This window comes from Maribacter sp. MJ134 (assembly GCF_003970695.1).
Lineage (GTDB): Bacteria > Bacteroidota > Bacteroidia > Flavobacteriales > Flavobacteriaceae > Maribacter.
The window spans coordinates 3,932,522-3,950,569 of sequence record NZ_CP034570.1 but is presented as its reverse complement, the minus strand read 5'-3'; the positions used below and the strand labels follow the sequence as shown (position 1 = coordinate 3,950,569).

General features: G+C 39.6%; 13 protein-coding genes. 9 read left to right on the top strand and 4 right to left on the bottom strand.

Annotation, left to right across the window (positions count from 1 at the left end; translation table 11 throughout):
• Positions 1-12: 12 nt before the first annotated feature.
• On the bottom strand, positions 13-2,826 hold the full coding sequence (locus EJ994_RS17075; RefSeq protein WP_126593584.1) for a TonB-dependent receptor domain-containing protein: 2,814 nt from the start codon (positions 2,824-2,826) through the stop codon (positions 13-15).
• A gap of 208 nt (positions 2,827-3,034) precedes the next feature.
• Here EJ994_RS17075 and EJ994_RS17070 point away from each other — a divergent pair, with 208 nt between their 5' ends.
• The 4 genes from EJ994_RS17070 to EJ994_RS17055 all read left to right on the top strand — a co-directional run bounded on the left by EJ994_RS17070 (position 3,035) and on the right by EJ994_RS17055 (position 8,333).
• On the top strand, positions 3,035-3,631 hold the full coding sequence (locus EJ994_RS17070) for a ribonuclease HII (RefSeq protein WP_126593583.1): 597 nt from the start codon (positions 3,035-3,037) through the stop codon (positions 3,629-3,631).
• Positions 3,632-3,659: 28 nt separating this feature from the next.
• Positions 3,660-6,122, top strand: a complete 2,463-nt coding sequence (locus EJ994_RS17065; protein WP_126593582.1) for a ribonuclease HII — start codon at positions 3,660-3,662, stop codon at positions 6,120-6,122.
• A gap of 161 nt (positions 6,123-6,283) precedes the next feature.
• Positions 6,284-7,621: an OmpA family protein gene (locus tag EJ994_RS17060; RefSeq protein ID WP_126593581.1), complete on the top strand. Its 1,338-nt coding sequence runs from the start codon at positions 6,284-6,286 to the stop codon at positions 7,619-7,621.
• 16 nt (positions 7,622-7,637) lie between these two features.
• Complete coding sequence (locus EJ994_RS17055) at positions 7,638-8,333, top strand: hypothetical protein (protein WP_126593580.1); 696 nt, start codon at positions 7,638-7,640, stop codon at positions 8,331-8,333.
• Between the two features lie 35 nt (positions 8,334-8,368).
• Here EJ994_RS17055 and lipB read toward each other — a convergent pair whose 3' ends face one another.
• The 3 genes from lipB to EJ994_RS17040 are packed head-to-tail and all read right to left on the bottom strand — an operon-like array spanning position 8,369 to position 10,020.
• Positions 8,369-9,085: a lipoyl(octanoyl) transferase LipB gene (gene lipB / locus EJ994_RS17050; RefSeq protein ID WP_126593579.1), complete on the bottom strand. Its 717-nt coding sequence runs from the start codon at positions 9,083-9,085 to the stop codon at positions 8,369-8,371.
• Between the two features lie 32 nt (positions 9,086-9,117).
• Positions 9,118-9,858 carry a hypothetical protein gene (locus EJ994_RS17045; protein WP_126593578.1) on the bottom strand — a complete coding sequence of 247 codons (741 nt, stop codon included), beginning with the start codon at positions 9,856-9,858 and terminating at the stop codon, positions 9,118-9,120.
• Positions 9,859-9,864: 6 nt separating this feature from the next.
• Positions 9,865-10,020, bottom strand: a complete 156-nt coding sequence (locus EJ994_RS17040; RefSeq protein ID WP_126593577.1) for a YqaE/Pmp3 family membrane protein — start codon at positions 10,018-10,020, stop codon at positions 9,865-9,867.
• A gap of 91 nt (positions 10,021-10,111) precedes the next feature.
• On the opposite strand from EJ994_RS17040, the gene EJ994_RS17765 reads away from it, so the two are divergent.
• The 5 genes from EJ994_RS17765 to EJ994_RS17015 all read left to right on the top strand — a co-directional run bounded on the left by EJ994_RS17765 (position 10,112) and on the right by EJ994_RS17015 (position 18,037).
• The gene (locus EJ994_RS17765) at positions 10,112-11,158 is read left to right on the top strand and encodes a response regulator transcription factor (protein ID WP_317128091.1); all 1,047 of its coding nucleotides are present in this window, start codon (positions 10,112-10,114) and stop codon (positions 11,156-11,158) included.
• A 169-nt stretch (positions 11,159-11,327) separates the two neighbouring features.
• A complete protein-coding gene (locus tag EJ994_RS17030; RefSeq protein ID WP_126593576.1) occupies positions 11,328-11,888 on the top strand; it encodes a thioredoxin family protein in 561 nt (186 codons plus the stop codon).
• A 129-nt stretch (positions 11,889-12,017) separates the two neighbouring features.
• Entirely contained in the window at positions 12,018-13,709 is a 1,692-nt protein-coding gene (gene lysS / locus EJ994_RS17025) for a lysine--tRNA ligase (RefSeq protein ID WP_126593575.1), read from the top strand.
• Positions 13,710-13,787: 78 nt separating this feature from the next.
• A complete protein-coding gene (locus EJ994_RS17020) occupies positions 13,788-16,526 on the top strand; it encodes a PSD1 and planctomycete cytochrome C domain-containing protein (protein ID WP_126593574.1) in 2,739 nt (912 codons plus the stop codon).
• Entirely contained in the window at positions 16,523-18,037 is a 1,515-nt protein-coding gene (locus EJ994_RS17015) for a DUF1501 domain-containing protein (RefSeq protein WP_126593573.1), read from the top strand. The genes EJ994_RS17020 and EJ994_RS17015 overlap by 4 nt, the downstream gene beginning before the upstream one ends.
• The last annotated feature ends 11 nt before the right edge of the window (positions 18,038-18,048 follow it).

The following is an 18,048-nucleotide window of genomic DNA, read 5'->3' as shown; positions in this document are numbered from 1 at the left end:
TACAATTTTTTATTAAAATTCAAACCTTAATGAAGCTATGTATGTTCTTGGTGCAGATTCGGTACCGTAAGCAAACCCGCCACTTGCGAAACCATTTTGTGCAGCAATACCCGAACCTGTAGTTTCAGGATCGAAATTACCGGCCGTCCAGTTGAATGGATTTGTGACAGTAACCCCAAAACGTATATTACTAAACAAAGGTGCAGCGATATCACCAAAATTATAAGAAGCCCCAATATTTCTAACCTTCAAGAAGTCATTGTCAAAAACAAAGAAATTCACATAGTTGAAAGGTGATGTTGTTCCAATTAAATCTTCCGGAATCCCAGTATTATCAACTCCTCTTAAGTGCCGTAACAAGAAACTCAAATCTGTTATTTGACCACCAAACTGATAATCTGCGGTTGCAAAAAGGTTAAAATTACCGTAGGTATAATTTAAGCCCATCGAACCAAAATTAGGAGCAAAAGTATCTCCTAAAGCAGTATTAGCCTCAAACTCATAAGTACCATCATCTTGCAAAATTGCAGCTGTTCCCCTTAAGTAACCCAAACTTTGTCCTTCTTCAACAACAGAACCCAATACATTGAATCCACCAACTACAAAGGCTGGAGCACCACCTGAATCCGTTACTATGTTTTCATTAGTGTTATAAGAAAGATTAATACTAAGGTTTTGCTTTTCAGATTGGATTAAAGTGGCATTTAAAGCAAGCTCATAACCTGAGTTCTCCACTTCTCCAATGTTTTGGATTTGATTGGCCTGACCCGATGATGGTGGATCTTGAGGCGTAAATAGCGCATCTTCAGTAATACCCTGATATCTTGTACCGCTCAAATACAGTCTGTTACTGAAGAAACCTAACTCCAAACCAAATTCAGTTGTTTTAACTCGCTCTGAAACCAAATCTGGATTCCCTTGATTTGCAAAAGTAAATGAAGGCCCCCCAAGGAATGGATTCTGATTAAATGTTCTATCTTGATCAAATGGTTGTGCAAAATTAGTTGCCTCACCATAGTTACCCCTTAACTTGATTGTGGAAATAATATCGCTGATACCTGAGTTTATATAGAAATCATGGTCACTTAAGTTATACGTAAGCCCAATTTTAGGTAGTAATAATGGGCTGGTATTATCTCCTGATATAGTATTCTTATCCAATCTCCCTCCGAACTCCAAGAAAGCAACATCATAAATACCTATGTTCTCAAGGAAGTATAAACCGTAGTTTGCATTTTCCAAAACAAAATCAGAAAAAGTTTGTTCAGAGAAATTATTCAATGACCTAGTGCCATCTACACCACCAGAACCGTTAAGTCTATTTTGTCTATCCGATGATCTAAAAAACTGACCTCCTAAAATTGACACAAAGGAAAAATTATCGGTATTCGCTTTATGAGTAAGGTTAACATCTGTTGTTACGGTGAAAGCAGATCTTAAAACTCTTGTAAGATTACCTTGATCCGTAGTCCCAGGAGCAATTGAACCCAACTCTACTAAAAGGGCATTACTTTGTAACTCTTCCTGTACCGTATTCCTATTGTCTATACCTATTGTCGCGTTTACCTGAAGAGCATCGCTAACATCGTAAATAAATTTATTAGAGGCTGTGAAACGATTGGTATTGCTAGAAATATCCACCAATTCCCCGATTCTTTTGTACCTAGCGGTCTCCTCCTCAAATTCTGCATCGGTAAATGCTTCTGTATCGCCACGAGCAGACCCCTCTAAATTGGAAAACCTTGAAAAACTAGTATTGGCATTATAATCTAGGTTAGATTCAAAGTTAACATAAGAGAAAGATCCTTGATATCTTAACTTGTCCGTAACATTTGCAGTTAAACCGAACGTAAAAGTTCTTCTTATTTGCTCGTTTATATCGTTAAAACTATCATCCTTATATAAACTTCCACCAAAGTTGTAGGTGAATTTCTCCGAACCACCACTCAATCCAAGTCTATATTGTTGAGACCAACCTGGTTGGAATATAACATCACCTGTTCTGTCATATCTAAGAAAGTCTTTTGTGGCACTAATAGCACCAACATTGCTTTCAAAGTAAGCAGCTCCTTTTCCTGCTTTACCTTTTTTAGTAATGATTTGAATAATACCATTCGCGGCATCTGCCCCATATAACGTAGTTGCGGCACCACCTTTAATATACTCAATTCTTTCGATTGATTCCGCCGGTATGTCAGCTAAAGCCGAAACATTAGCCCCACCAGTTGCGATACCTAATTGGGGATTAGAGTTTAGATTATCAACACGAACACCATCTATAATCACAACAGGTGTCGCCGAAGATGCTGCTGAAATCGCACCACGTGTTCTAATAATGGCAGCCGTACCAGGCTGTCCTGAACTTAACCTTATTTGAGCACTTGGCGTAGTGGACTGTAATAATTGATCAATTTGATTTGCAGGCAACTTATCAATATCTTCAGAATCTAAAACATCAACTGTTGTTGATAGCTTTCTTCTTGCAATACCGGAACCCTGCCCAGTAACGATTACTTCCTCAAGCGCTTCGGCAGATTCTTCCATCTGTACGTTAATCGTGTTGGAAGAACCTACAGTCATATTGACTGTTTTTTGCCCTATATAACTGTAACGCAATACCTGACCCTCCGCAACGTTGATGGAATATTGTCCGTCAAAATCTGATTGTGTTCCGTTAGTTGTACCTACGACGACCACGGAGACCCCCGGGAGAGGCAACCCACTCTGGTCTGTAATTGTACCGGAAACTGACTTTTCCTGTGCGTAAGAAAATGAGATGAAAACCATCATTAAAGATGTTAACATCCATGCAAACTTCTGTTTCATAGAATTAGTTTTTGAATTAGCTTGCGTCAAAAGTCTAAAAAATTGCCAAGTAATCCAAAAGTATCTTATGAGATAGCCAATTCTTGTTAAAAAACACTTATTTATTATTTTATTCTTAAGTAAAGTATTTATTTTTTGAATTTAATTTATTTTTTTAACTTTTTTGATTCAAATCTTATACGACGATTTCCATCATAAAATATCTGTTATGCTTAAAAGATTCCACCGATTTCCAGAAGAAGCAGGAACTGATGAGGCAGGAAGGGGTTGTCTGGCAGGTCCGGTTACGGCAGCAGCTGTAATTTTACCCGAAAATTTCGAAAATATCATCTTAAACGATTCCAAACAACTATCAGAGGTCAAAAGGGAACTATTAAGACCCGTGATAGAATTCGAAAGCTCAACTTATGCCGTAGCCCATGTCTATCCTGTTGAAATCGATGAGATAAATATTCTGAACGCCTCTTTCCTAGCAATGCACAAAGCCATCGATCAATTAAAGGGCCATTTAAAATATATCATAGTAGACGGAAATAGATTTAAAAAATACCGCGAGGTTGCTCATGAATGTATCGTTAAAGGCGATTCTAAATACATGAGTATTGCCGCCGCTTCGGTCTTGGCTAAAACCTACCGCGATGAATACATGAATCAGATACACGAAGAGTACCCCATGTACAACTGGAAAAAAAACAAAGGTTATCCTACAAAAGAGCATAGGGAGGCGATTAAAAGATATGGTATAACAAAATATCACAGAAAAAGCTTTAGACTACTTCCGGACCAACTAACACTTGAACTCTAAAAAGTATAAATTTGCTAAAAGCATTTTTATGAGGTCTTACTTGTCACTCTTATTAGTCGTTTTGCTCTTTACGGGTTGTAACCCAGAAAGAACCGATGAAGCTTCTTTTTTAAGTCTCGTTCCTGAAAATTCGGCGCTTTTGCTCAAAATCGACGCGCTAGAGGCTTTAGAAAATGACATGGCCGAGAATAGCATTGTTTCCGAAATGAGGAAAGAAGTATTTGCCAAAGCAATTGCTGAAAAAATGAGACCTCTTAACTATCTCGAAGGCGAAACATCTGGCCTGTTAACCCTTTCGATTTCTGATACTACCAATTTTGACTTCACTTTCATTATCACCGATTCTACGGCAACAATTGATTTGGATTCCATAATAAACAAAACAGTGGAATCCATTTCTTATCAGAACTACAGCTTTAAGAAGTACCAAATTGAGGAAACTACTTTTTTTTCTTCCAATATAAGAGGAGCGGACGTATTGAGCTCCTCACAACAAATACTTGAAAATATTATTGAAAATTTAGACGCCAACAATTTTCCTTCTCCGTTGGAAAAACTTTACAAAATAACAAATGCTCATGGACAACACCATCTCTGGGTTAACTTAAACGAAGTAGATGCACTTTTAAATCATTTATTCAATGAAACCGATGATATCCAAAAATTGTCTGAATATGCCGACTGGGTTTCCCTTGACATTAATCTAGATAATGATGGCGTATTATTAAACGGCATCGGAATAGCCAACGACTCCACCGATTACCTAAGTCTATTTTCAGGGACTAAACCTAAACCTAGCATCACACCCGCACTCGTACCTAAAGATGTTTCAATTTTTAAATCGTACAATGTAACGGACTATCCACTTTTTGCGCTAAACCGAGAAAAATATTTGAACAGCAGTATGGTTGAAGATTCTCTTCTTAATACCATTGAAGAAATAGGACTAGCAGAAGTTAATAATGAGCAGATAGTTCTATTACAGACTTTTGGCACTGCTACCATAGACGACTATCTTACGACCATTATAAGTAGTTCTATTGAATACCAAGGAAGTGAAGTCTTAAAAATTCAGCCTACTAGCTTCCTAACCGATTATCTTCACCCTATTATTACCGATTTTAATCCTAGTTACGCCAGCATTATAGAAAATACCTTTGTTTTTTCAGCTACAGAAGAGACAATAAAAAAAGTGATTAGCAGCAACAAAAGCGGCGAAGTACTTTACAATACAACCTTACTTAAAAACACCCAAGATATTACCACTTCGGCTTCTTCCATATTCACTGTAGCGTCCTCAATAGGCCTGCAAAAGAGTCTAAGCGAATATAATTTAAATGAGATAGGCAACTTTCTAAAAAGAACCAACTTAAAGGACTATGTATTTGGCTCTCAGATAGTAGCGGATAATGCCTTCTTTCATGCAAGTTATTTCGCAAAAAAAATCAGCAAAAAACCATCTAATCGTGGTGTTGTTTCCCTGTTTGATTTTCAAACCGATGCAGCCATTGCCACGACTCCCCAGTTCGTAAAAAATCATAGGACCAACAAACAAGAAATCATTGTACAGGATGAAAACAATGTCCTTTACCTTATATCCAACAAAGGAAAAATCATCTGGAAAAAAGAGCTAGCGAGTGCCGTTCAGGGTAAAATACATCAAATTGATATTTATAAAAACGGAAAACTTCAATTGGCTTTCACCACCAATAACGAATTCCTGGTTCTAGACAGAAATGGTAAGGAAGTGCAGCCATTTGCCATTAAACATGAAGGTGGTAACCTCAACCCTTTAGCCGTATTTGACTATGACGGTAAAAAGGACTATCGTTTTGTAGTAACCCAAGGAACAAGGGTTTTTATGTATAATAATAAAGGTAAGATCGTTTCGGGTTTTAAATATAAAAAGGCCGAAAGTGATATTCTCGGCCCTCCCCAACATTTTAGAATCAACAGAAAGGACTATTTATGTTTTAAATTGGCCAATGGCCAGCTCAAACTACTTAACCGTGTGGGAAATGTAAGGGTCAGAGTTACTGAAAAAATAGACTTTTCGGAAAATGACATCAAACTGTATAAAAATAAATTCTCCCTAACCACAGCAAAGGGTGTGCTCTACCAAATAGACGCCGGTGGTAAAATAGAAAAAACGAACCTGAACCTTAATGCGGACCACGGTATGGATGCCACATCTAAGACCTTGTCCATTATCAATGATAATATCCTGCGTATACGAGAAAAAAAGGTAGCCTTGGATTTAGGGGTTTATGCACCACCGGTTATCTTTTATTTAAACGATAAGATTTATGTATCGGTTACAGATATTCAAAATCAAAAATCTTACTTATTCGATAGTCAGGCCAAAGCTATAGCGGACTTTCCTGTGCAAGGTTCCTCTATGGCTGATATGGCTGACATTGATAATGATAGAAAACCTGAAATAGTCATTAAAAATCAGGAAAACTCCATTATCGTGTACAAATTACATTGATACAGGTTTTAGAATACTTTATAAGACGTATCATACCAACCGTACGATCAGGACATCATTTTTTGAAGGTTTTATTTATTTTTAAAATCCTGAAGCGTTATCGGCAAAACATGCCCTACTTCAAATATTACAGATATACCTTATTACTAAAGACACTTAAAATGAAATCATTCCATCCCCTACTAAAGCCACTATGCTTTATTTGTATATTTCTTTTCTCCTGTTCCCAAGCCAACGGCCAATTCCTAAAAAAATTAGGAAAAAGGGCGGAAAAAGCTGCGGAACGCGCTGTTGAACGTAGGGTGGACAAGGAAGCTACCGAAAAAACGGACCAGGCCTTGGACAGTATTCTAGAACCAGGCTCAAAAGGAGGCAATAAAACACAAGTTCCTAAAGGAGTAGAGACGCCTTCCCCAACAGAAAAACCTGATAACGGCGCCATATCCGGCGATGGGGAAAGACAGCCAACTTCTACTGGACCAAAAACTTTAAAAGTATATAGTAAGTTTGATTTTGTTCCAGGTGATAAAATTCTATTTTCCGATGATTTCTCTAATGATTTTGTAGGTGATTTTCCGTCTAAATGGAATACCAACGGCTCTGGAGAAATTGTTTCTTTCGATGATGATTCTGGTAATTGGTTTGAACTTAAAGGAGGTAGAAAAACGTATCAAATAGCGAATATCAATGAACTGCCTGAAAACTATACTATAGAATTTGATGTAGAGACTATGGGTATTGATAAGAAGACCTCCTCTGCCGCCAAACTTGTGGTGATTATAGATGAAAATGATAAGTTCGGCTATGGAAAAAACACGGTGTACGCATATTTACCGCTGTGCCAATATATTGAGCGAGATATTCGAATTTGGAATAATGTCAATGGCTCTAATATCATTGACAACTACGTTGGTGCGGATATAAGGGAAGACATTATTTCTAGGCCCCATATATCCATAGCGGTTAATAAAGAACGATACCGCCTTTATATCAATGAAACTAAACATATTGATATTCCCAAGCTTATTGCCCCCAATGCCCCTTTGAACTCTTTAAAATTTCAACTTGTTGGGATCAATGAAGGCAAGGACAGGGTTTTTATCAATAATGTAAAGATTGCAGAAGGCGGTATAGATCTAAGAAGAACCTTGATGAAAGATGGAAAAGTATCTACCAACGGTATTCTTTTTGACTCGGGGTCGGCCAATATACAGCCACAATCCATGGGCATCATTAGACAGATTTATCAGGTATTGCAAAAGGACAATAAATTGAATTTAAATATTGTCGGGCATACGGATGCCGATGGTAATCAAGATGCCAATCTTAAACTTTCTAAGAATAGGGCCGAAGCCGTAAAAAATGCATTAGTCAGTATTTATTCAATTGAAGAAAGCAGATTATCCACAGAAGGAAAGGGAGCCTCAGAGCCTATGGGTGACAATAGCACTATAGAGGGCAAGGCACAGAACAGAAGGGTAGAATTCATAAAACAATAACAAATAGTACACAAACATGAAAATTAAACTTTTATTAAGTCTGGCATTACTTTGCGGAACATCTATAATTTACGCCCAATCTACCAATTGTAGTAGGTTTTATCCAATGGACGAAGGCACTTCCTTTGAATACACTTCGTATAACAAAAAAGGAAAGACCGAAGGAAAATCTAGCTATAAAGTAACATCTGTAGAGAACGATGGAGACACTACCGTGGCAACCATGGATATTTCTTTTGAAGACCAAAAAGGAAAAAAAGTTTATGATACCAATTACTCCTTTTCCTGCACAGGAAATATGGTCACCGTTGACTATGAGTCTCTTGTTCCCCAACAAATGTTAACGCAATACGAGGATATGGAAATGGAAATAACAGGAACCGATATTGAGCTGCCCAATGATTTGGGGGTAGGCCAAGAATTAGAGGATGCGAACGTGACTTTAAAAATGAATATGGGAGGCATAAGCATGAACACTACGGTGGACATGGTCAATAGAAAGGTGGAAAAAAAGGAAAACGTTACTACGCCCGCCGGAACGTTCGAATGCTTTGTACTTTATAGCGAAAACCAATCCAAGGTGATGATGGCAAAGAGCAACTTCCCGTCAAGAGTATGGTTAGCCGAAGGCGTGGGCATGGTAAAGCAGGAGACCTATAAAAAGAACGGTGACTTAATGAACAGTACGGAATTGACCAAGTTTAGCAAGTAAGCCTAATTTCATAATACAGAATACGAAACCTCGGTCTATACCGGGGTTTTTTGTTTTATCAATTTAGATTCAAACAGTACATTAAAATGACGCAGTAATTTCTCTTTTACTTCTTCCATATCAACTTCTTGCTTACCTAACTCAATATTTAAAGAAGTAACGGCCTTATCCTTAATTCCGCAGGGAATCATCATATCAAAATAGCCCAAATCCGCATTTACGTTTAAGGCAAATCCGTGCATTGTTACCCAACGGGAAGCTCTAACACCCATAGCGCAAATTTTTCTGGCAAATGGCGTTCCAACATCCAGCCAAACTCCGGTTTCCCCATCGGAACGCTCTCCTTTTACACCGTATTCCTCCAAGGTTAAAATAATTACTTCCTCTAAAAATCTAAGGTACTTATGAATATCCGTAAAGAAATTATCCAAGTCTAAAATGGGGTACCCTACTATTTGTCCAGGGCCATGATAGGTGATATCCCCACCCCTATTGGTTTTATAAAAAGAGGCTCCTTTTTTGGTGAGCTCCTGCTCACTGGCCAAAAGATTCACAAGATTACCGCTTTTCCCAAGGGTATATACATGCGGATGTTCTACTAACAAAAAATAATTAGGTGTCTCCAGACGTAATCCCTCACGTCTATTCCTAATCTTTACATCGATAATTTGCTTAAAAAGAAGTTCTTGGTAATCCCAAGTTTCCTTATAATCTTTATGCCCTAAATCTTGAAGATAAACCTTCTTGTTCATTACTACAAAGATAAGAATTGTTAAGGCCTAACTTATTGTTCTAGTTCCACTTCTAAATTCAGAATTTTCGGGTTCTTCATCAACTCTAAAAATCCAACTTCATAAATCAATGTTTTGCCATCTGCACTGAAGGTAGCTTCCTCCGCAGAGGCCGATTTTACCCGCTTGGGAAAATGATACTTCAGGGTGTACGTAGAACCGGTTAAAAAGAGCTCTGCCCCAGCCAAGCTATCAACGGCTTGTTGATGCAGTTGCGCATTCAATATTTTAGCCGTTCTCGAAAACGAATTTCCTTTAAAGCTATAGGAAACCTCCGAACTTTTAGTGTCGTTGGATAAGAATTGTGGTTGATTGGCTCTTCCTGCGGGACTCAAAGCATCCATATTCTGAAATGTATTGAAGGCATCACCAATTTCGTCAATGTTCTCGAAACTTGAATACATGTCAAACTTCATTTCTTGTGTGTCGGGATTCATGACCATATGAAGGTTAAAAGGCTCTAATTTTTTAAGTTTGGCTTGCTGTTCTGGAGACAATGCAGCTATACTATCCTTTTTCTCCTCTAAAAATTGCTTAAAGGACAACGTGGAGTCAATTGCCTTTTCGGTGCCTGCCATCATCTCATCACCACCCATTTGCATTAACTCGGACCCGTCAAAGTTGATACTGATTTTCCCGGAACCATTTTCTTCCAAGAATATTTCTTCCGTGAAATTACAGGATACCACTAGGGCTAAAAGCACTAGTAATAACCCCATCTTAATTTTGAACATAGCTATTTAATTTGGATTGTTGAGGATGACCAAAGCCGCAATAACGCCAGGGACCCATCCGCAGAAGGTCAAAAGTAGCACAATTAAAAATGACCCACAACCCTTTCCAATAACCGATAAGGGAGGAAAAAGAATGGCTAATAAAACACGAAGAATACTCATTAAATTATGATTTTGATTGATGTACTTATATGTCGCCAAAGCACCTGTATTGTTACAAAATCATCTATTTTTATCGCTCTAATGTATTACTATGAGAATTTTATCTATTGTACTACTCTTCTTTTTGGGCATTGCCCAAGGCATAAGTCAATACATTTTTAGTGGCGAAATTTCCCGCACAGCGGAAAACAGAACGGTTTATCTTTCATTGGTTGAGAATTACAGAAAATCTTCTCGGGTATATGCGGACCAGATTCTTAAAGAAACACAGGCCGATGCCGATGGTTACTTTAAGTTTGAAGGTGATAATCTTTCCGAACAAAATAGAATATACAGAATTCATACGGATGGTTGTGAGGACAACGCCGAAGGAGGAAGTCATTTTTTGAAGCATTGTCCTGATACTCAAAGTGTGCTTTTCATTGCAAAAAAAGGAGACACTATTCTGTTTCCTCTTTTAGAAAACAACCAACCGCTCTGTGAAATAAATTCGACCAATAAAAATGCCGATCTATTATTGGAAATAGATTACCTCAAGGAACAAATGATTCTGGATTTTATGGAGTACAACAGTAAGGCCAATGAATTGCTGACTTTCCAAAAGTGGTTCAAAATTTTTCAGGAGTACGGTGAGGAGAGTGGGGAACCCTTAGCAGAACTTTTTATTTATGATTTTCTATCGGATAGGGCAAGCGAAACATACCCCTATTATGTAGTAGATGCTAAAACCAATCCGTACTATTCACAATTAGCGGAAAGACTTGAAAGCCAATACCCCAATGCTACCTTTACGCAACAGTACTTGAACGAAATCGCAGCGGACCGGCTCCTTCAGAACCAAGAGACGTCAAAAGCCGATAGTAAAATTTTGATGTATTTGGTCTACGGAGTACTTGCAATTATGCTATTACAAGCAGTATTTTTTAGTATTAAGTTTATCAGGACAAAAAAGCGCACAAAAACACCGGAAAAACTTACCAATCAGGAGCAAAAAGTTTTCAACGCCATACGCAAAGGCAAAACCAATAAAGAAATCGCCTCTGAATTATTCATAAGTCTAAGTACCGTAAAAACCCATATCAATAATATTTACAAAAAGCTAAGGGTAAATTCTCGACAGGAGATAAAAAAGATGTGATTACAAACTACGAGACTTTCATCCTGTCTCAACTATAATTACATTTCCACCCATATTACTAAGGTTTCCACTAAAATCCACCTAGGGTCTAGTCCCCATTTCCACCTGAATCATTAAAAGACCAGCCCTTATTTTATTGAAATTCGGTTCTCATTTAAAATGTATATTTATGAAAACCATTTCTTTATTTATCCTTGCAGTAACTACCACGCTTTTTATATCTGGACAGGAACTCAACCAAGAAATAACCTTGGAAAATGGAAAAAAATTCCTAATCGGAGAAATAACAAAAGAAGGCTTGACCCAAACAACGTACAACGGATGGTATCAACCAAACTATGACCGTTATACTGTAAACCAGTCTGTAATAGAACAATTCAAGGATACACTTAAACACTATCAAATACTTGTTTTTTTGGGAACCTGGTGTGGTGACAGTAAAAGAGAAGTACCACGTTTAATGAAAATTTTGGTTGCTGCGGAACATCCCTCTAAAAATTTAAAAATCGTGGCCCTCGACAGCAGAAAGGACCACTACAAAAAAAGTCCGGATGGCGAAGAGTGGGGATTGCAAATCCTTAGGGTTCCCACATTTATTTTCTACAGAAACGGCAGGGAACAGAATAGAATTATAGAAACGCCTAACAGGAGTCTTGAAGAAGATATGCTCCAAATCATAACTTCGGATAATTACATCGCCAACAAAGCAAAGTCCATGCATTTCGATTGAGTTCTAAGCGCTTGGTGTTACCTGTAACAAATTAGGTATCCTAAAACATGGTTTCTGTTTTCCTTTTGTGTCCGCTAGATTGAAAGATTAGCGCATCTTACCTATCTTTGCGCCTTTAAATAAATTGCGATGCAGCTATCCGAGCAAGAAATTATTAGAAGAGAAAAGTTGGCCAAATTACGGGAGATGGGTATTGACCCTTATCCTGCGGCCCTATACCCCGTAAATGCTACCTCAGAAAGCATAAAACAGGATTATGAGGAAGGAAAAAGAGTTGTTATCTCCGGTAGATTAATGCGTAAAAAGGTACAGGGAAAAGCTTCTTTTGGCGAATTACAGGATAGCGAAGGCCGCATACAGGTCTATTTTAACAGAGATGAAATCTGCCCAGCGGACGACCATACCAAGTATAACGAAATCTTTAAAAAACTTTTAGATTTAGGGGATATCTTAGGTATAGAAGGAGAGCTTTTCACCACCAAGGTCGGGGAGAAGACTGTCCTTGTAAAAGACTTTACTATTCTCTGTAAGGCCTTACGACCTCTACCACTCCCCAAGCAAGATGCAGAAGGCAATACCTACGATGAGTTTAACGACCCAGAACTGCGCTATCGTCAGCGCTATGTGGATTTGGTGGTTAATCCCCATGTAAAGGAAACCTTTGTTAAGCGTACAAAGATTACCAATAGTATTCGCCAGTTCTATAATGAAAAGGGCTACTTGGAAGTAGAAACCCCTATTTTACAACCTATTCCGGGTGGTGCCGCTGCTAGACCATTTTTAACGCACCATAATGCACTAGACATACCGTTATACCTCCGTATTGCCAATGAGCTGTATTTGAAAAGATTGATTGTAGGCGGATTTGACGGGGTTTATGAGTTCTCTAAGGATTTTAGGAACGAAGGTATGGACCGTACCCACAATCCGGAGTTTACGGTGATGGAATTGTATGTGGCCTATAAGGACTACAATTGGATGATGGACACCACCGAGGCACTCTTGGAAAAGGTTTCCATAGATGCCAACGGCACATCGAAAGTAACAGTCGGCGAAAATGAAATTGAGTTTAAAGCGCCATATGCGCGGGTTCCAATTTTGGAAGCCATAAAAGTTCACACCGGTGTAGATGTTGCAGGCATGGGTGAAGAAGAATTACGCGAAACAGCCAAAAACCTAGGTTTAGAAGTGGACGAAACCATGGGCGTAGGCAAGCTCATAGATGAGATTTTTGGCGAGAAATGCGAACATTTTTACATACAGCCCACTTTTATAACGGACTATCCAAAAGAGATGAGTCCGCTGACCAAACAGCACAGAGATAACCCTGCCCTAACAGAACGTTTTGAGTTAATGGTAAACGGAAAAGAATTGGCCAATTGCTATTCTGAGCTCAATGACCCTATAGACCAACGCGAACGTTTTGAAGAGCAGTTACGTCTTTCCGCTAAAGGCGATGACGAAGCCATGTTCATTGACCAAGATTTTTTACGAGCCTTAGAATACGGTATGCCCCCAACTTCTGGAATAGGCATTGGTATAGATAGATTAGTAATGCTTTTGACCAATAATTCCTCTATTCAAGAAGTATTGTTCTTCCCTCAAATGCGGCCGGAGAAAAAAACTGTGGAGTTGACAGAGGAAGAAAAGGCCATTGTAGCTATTTTAAAACCTGAGGGAACCATGGAACTTGGAGCCCTAAAAATGCAAGCGGGGCTTAGCGGTAAAAAATGGGATAAATCCATGAAATCCTTAGCCAAACATGGCCTCACCAAGGTAAATAAAACAGATGAAGGTTTATTTGTTGAATTAACAGCTTAAGCGTCTAAGGGACCACACTTTAAAAATTAAAATTTGCTATATTTATGATTGTTGGCAGCAGCTGATACATTGTAATTTATGTGCAAGAATTTATTTTTAAGGCGTACAGGTCATCTTTTCGTTGTATTGATTGGGTTTTTAATTCATTCCTGTCAACACAAAGAACAGGTAGATTTTAGCACCCAAATAAAACCCATTCTCAACAATAACTGCATTACATGTCATGGAGGGGTCAAAAAAAGTGGAGGTTTTAGCCTTCTTTTTGAAGAGGAAGCTTTTGCAAATACCAAATCAGGCAAACCGGCAATAATACGCGGAGATGCTTCTGGAAGCGAGTTTATCAGAAGACTAACGGAAAAGGACCCCGAACTACGTATGCCTTATGAAAAACCTCAACTATCCGATGAAGAAATAGATTTGCTCACTAGATGGATCGATGAGGGTGCGAAGTGGGGAGAACACTGGGCTTATTCACTTCCTGATAAAGTGGCGGTACCACAAAAGACAGCAGAGGCCGGTTTTACACCAGAAACTTATTCTACGTTTTTACAGAACGATATTGATCACTTCATCAAGGTACGTCTAGACGAAGAATTTCTAACCCCTAATGCACCGGCCCAGAAAAATACCATCGCCAGGAGATTGGCATTGGACATTACAGGTTTACCGCCAAATAAAAAATTGCTCCAAGACTTTGAAAATGAAACCATTTCCTATGAAGCGCTGGTAGATTCTTTGTTAAGTCAAGAAGCTTATGGTGAAAAATGGGCCACTTGGTGGTTAGATCTGGCACGGTACGCAGATTCTAAGGGATATGAAAAAGATATGGGGCGTTCTATCTGGAAATACCGCGATTGGGTCATAAAGGCATTGAACTCCGATATGCCGTATGATCAATTTACCATAGAACAGCTGGCGGGAGATTTACTTCCAGAACCAACGGTAGACCAATTGATCGCAACGGCCTTTCATAGAAATACCATGAACAATGATGAAGGTGGTACTGATGACGAAGAATATAGGACCGCTGCGGTGATAGACCGCCTCAATACGACGTTTGAAGTGTGGCAAAGCACTACCATAGGTTGTGTACAATGTCATAGCCATCCGTACGATCCCTTTAAACACGAGGAATATTATGAGTTACTCTCGTTCTTTAACAATTCTCGGGATGAAGACACGCCAGACGAATCACCTATATTGAGGTTTTACACTCCAGAACAGCAAAGAAGGGTAAGCAACGTAATGCAATGGGTTAAGAAATATGGTGATGAAAAAACAAGCTTAGCCTACAAAAACTTTTTGCAGTTTACCGAACCGGTTTACAAATCACACTTCTTTACAAAATTTAATAATAGCGTGTACGATGACCATGCCTCTGTTGTTTTCTGGGATGACGGCAACCTCATCGTTGAGGACGCTCACACCAAAAATGCCGGTCGGGTTTATTTGAATTATCGCTCGCATTATAACGGCACAACAATGATTATCCGGGAGAATAACGCAGCGGGGTGCGTTCTTGGAAAATTTATCGTCAATAAGACATCAGGAAATACTACCGGTGCGTTTCCTTTAGAAAAAATAGACCGTAAAACAGATTTGTACATAGAAACGCAAAATACCAGTGTCGCTAAAGAAGTGAATATCCTCAACGTTTATTGGGTCGGGTTTATTGAAGACCTACCTGGCCAGAACCAATTAGGTTGGTCCAATGTGCACTCCGATTTTATTACGGCCCTGAATGCCGAAACGGAAACGGTACCTATCATGGTAGAAAATCCTAGATACATGGCCAGAACCACACAAATCTTCGATAGAGGAAGCTGGCTCACCAAAACGGATACGGTTTTACCGGACACCCCAGAGAGTCTTAACCCGTGGAACTCATCGTGGACCAAAAATCGTTTAGGGCTTTCCAAATGGATAGTGGACAAGAAAAATCCACTTACCGCCAGAACTTTAGTGAATAGGGTGTGGCATCAGATTTATGGTAGAGGGTTGGTGGCTACAGTAGAAGATATCGGGTCACAATCAGAGCCTCCCTCCCATCCTGCTTTGTTAGACTGGTTGGCAATACGCTTTATGAACGAACATGATTGGAGTCTAAAGGTATTGATCAAGGAAATTGTTTCTTCCGGTACTTACAGACAGAGCTCCAAAGGAACGCAAGAGTTACATGAACTAGACCCAGAAAACGAACTATATGCGCGGGGTCCAAGAATACGTTTAGGTGCAGAGCAGATCAGGGACCAGGCCTTATCCGTATCTGGATTATTAAGTACTAAAATGTATGGCCCGGGCGTGATGCCCCCACAACCCAAAGGCGTTTGGCAAACGGTTTATAACGGGGCCGATTGGGAAGAAAGCAAAGGGGAGAACAAATATCGCAGGGGTATCTACACCTATTTAAAACGCACGAGTCCCTATCCCTCGTTTCTGACCTTTGATGCTGGTAGCCGTGAAGTTTGTATGATTAGGAGAACCCCTACCAACACTCCCCTACAGGCACTGGTTACATTAAACGATCCCGTATTTCTAGAAGCTTCCTATCATTTGGCAAAGAATAACTATGTACCTAACGACATCGACAAAAGTATTGCTCAAAGTTATGAGACAGCTACTTTGAAAACCATCTCACCGGGAACCTTAGACGTTCTGAGAACGCTTTACAAAACTTCAGTGGAACAGTTTTCAAAAGACAAAAAATCCTCAGAAGCGTTTCTTCATTTTGAAACACGACCCACACCGGAATTAAGTGCGTTGACCGTGGTGGCCAATGCAATTATGAATTTGGATGAATTTTTGACAAAGGCATGAAAAACGATATTGTACACCGTTTATTACACGAAAAGTTGGCGCGAGAAGCCCAGGCCAAAACACGGAGACACTTTATTAAAAGTTGCGCTCAAGGTATGGGAGGACTAGCCTTAAGTTCCATTTTTATGGGATGCGACCCTATGACCAAACCAAAAAAAAAGGGCCGGAACGCTTTATCTGAAAGAGATTTAAATCCGTTCGCTACCCTTGCACCGCCTTATGCGCCAAAAGTAAAATCTGTCATCTACTTGCACATGGCAGGGGCTCCTTCGCAATTGGAGATGTTCGATTATAAGCCCGCACTACAAAAATTAGACGGTAAAGATTGCCCGCAATCCTTGCTAGAGGGAAAGAAGTTCGCTTTTATTAAGGGCACTCCCAAGCTAATGGGACCACAAGCAACATTTAAACAGGAGGGAGCATCCGGGAATTGGGTCTCTAATTTTTTACCTCATTTTAAAAAAGTGGTAGACGAAGTCGCATTTCTGAAAGCGGTACACACGGACCAGTTCAATCACGGACCGGCACAGCTCTTTATGCATACGGGCAGCGCTCGACTAGGGAGGCCTAGTATTGGTTCTTGGGCCACCTATGGCCTAGGTTCCGAAAATCAGAATCTACCAGGATTCGTGGTCCTGACTTCCGGAGGTAATACACCCGATGCAGGAAAAAGTGTATGGGGTAGTGGTTTCCTACCCTCTGTATATCAAGGTGTGCAGTGCAGGTCCGTAGGCGACCCCGTGCTCTACATCGAAGACCCAGAAGGTATTACCAGAGACTTAAAAAAAAGCACCATAGATGCCATCAACCAGATCAATAAAGAGGAATATGCAAAATATGCCGATCCTGAAATTTTGGCCCGTATCAATCAATACGAAATGGCCTATCGTATGCAAATTGCAGTTCCCGAGGTAATGAACATCAATAACGAACCAGAACATATCAAAGAGCTATACGGTGTTGAACCAGGTAAGGAATCTTTTGCCAACAACTGTCTCTTAGCACGTAAATTGGTTGAAGACGGTGTGCGTTTTGTACAACTCTTTGATTGGGGATGGGATACACACGGAAATGCCAGGTCTGGCTCCATTGACCTGGGCTTGCGTAATAAGTGTCGCGAAATAGATAGACCCATTGCGGCGCTGATCCTAGATTTAAAGCAACGGGGACTGCTGGAAGACACTCTTATCGTCTGGGGTGGTGAATTCGGAAGAACGCCAATGCAAGAGAACCGTGGAAATAAGAAAATGGCCTATAAAGGAAGAGACCATCACGGTGATGCCTTTACCATGTGGATGGCCGGCGGAGGCATTAAAAAAGGAGCCTCTCATGGCAGCACCGATGATATTGGTTTCTACGGTACGGACGGTCGTGTATCCGTCCATGATGTACATGCTACCATTTTACATCTCCTTGGTTTTGACCATGAGGAGTTCACCCATGAGTTTCAAGGCAGAAATTTCAGGTTAACAGACGTAGAGGGTAGCATTATTAAAGAGATTCTGGCCTAGGTTCTAAAAAA

Coding starts and splice junctions, on each gene's coding strand:
- EJ994_RS17075 (WP_126593584.1), bottom strand. CDS start 2,826: ATGAAACAGAAGTTTGCATGGATGTTAACATCTTTAATGATGGTTTTC.
- EJ994_RS17070 (WP_126593583.1), top strand. CDS start 3,035: ATGCTTAAAAGATTCCACCGATTTCCAGAAGAAGCAGGAACTGATGAG.
- EJ994_RS17065 (WP_126593582.1), top strand. CDS start 3,660: ATGAGGTCTTACTTGTCACTCTTATTAGTCGTTTTGCTCTTTACGGGT.
- EJ994_RS17060 (WP_126593581.1), top strand. CDS start 6,284: ATGAAATCATTCCATCCCCTACTAAAGCCACTATGCTTTATTTGTATA.
- EJ994_RS17055 (WP_126593580.1), top strand. CDS start 7,638: ATGAAAATTAAACTTTTATTAAGTCTGGCATTACTTTGCGGAACATCT.
- lipB (WP_126593579.1), bottom strand. CDS start 9,085: ATGAACAAGAAGGTTTATCTTCAAGATTTAGGGCATAAAGATTATAAG.
- EJ994_RS17045 (WP_126593578.1), bottom strand. CDS start 9,858: ATGTTCAAAATTAAGATGGGGTTATTACTAGTGCTTTTAGCCCTAGTG.
- EJ994_RS17040 (WP_126593577.1), bottom strand. CDS start 10,020: ATGAGTATTCTTCGTGTTTTATTAGCCATTCTTTTTCCTCCCTTATCG.
- EJ994_RS17765 (WP_317128091.1), top strand. CDS start 10,112: ATGAGAATTTTATCTATTGTACTACTCTTCTTTTTGGGCATTGCCCAA.
- EJ994_RS17030 (WP_126593576.1), top strand. CDS start 11,328: ATGAAAACCATTTCTTTATTTATCCTTGCAGTAACTACCACGCTTTTT.
- lysS (WP_126593575.1), top strand. CDS start 12,018: ATGCAGCTATCCGAGCAAGAAATTATTAGAAGAGAAAAGTTGGCCAAA.
- EJ994_RS17020 (WP_126593574.1), top strand. CDS start 13,788: ATGTGCAAGAATTTATTTTTAAGGCGTACAGGTCATCTTTTCGTTGTA.
- EJ994_RS17015 (WP_126593573.1), top strand. CDS start 16,523: ATGAAAAACGATATTGTACACCGTTTATTACACGAAAAGTTGGCGCGA.